The sequence below is a fragment of the Nostoc sp. PCC 9305 genome (assembly GCF_963920915.1).
Taxonomy (GTDB): Bacteria; Cyanobacteriota; Cyanobacteriia; order Cyanobacteriales; family Nostocaceae; genus Nostoc.
The window spans coordinates 1-228 of the sequence record NZ_CAWUDN010000320.1; the positions used below are offsets into that span (position 1 = coordinate 1).

General features: G+C 48.2%; 1 protein-coding gene. It reads right to left on the bottom strand.

Features of this window, described 5'->3' with window-relative positions:
* Nucleotides 1–130: 130 nt before the first annotated feature.
* On the bottom strand, nucleotides 131–228 hold a 98-nt coding region (locus ACM0OX_RS35895), incomplete at its 5' end, for a hypothetical protein (RefSeq protein ID WP_414519998.1).

The following is a 228-nucleotide window of genomic DNA, read 5'->3' on the forward strand; positions in this document are numbered from 1 at the left end:
TTGTCGTGAATTTGTGGCAGTGTACATCAATAGGCTTCTATGCGCATCCTACTTCGAATGAGGGCAGAATATCCACTACTCAGTTAGCTTGGCGTGACGCCTATTGGCATGGCAGTAGGCCAGCATGTATTCAGTTTCGAATTCGATTCCAAAAAGGCGCTTGGTTGCGAAACCAAGTCAGTTGCCGTTTGGCGTAGTTTCGGGTCGCTCTCTTTAGAGAGGCTACTG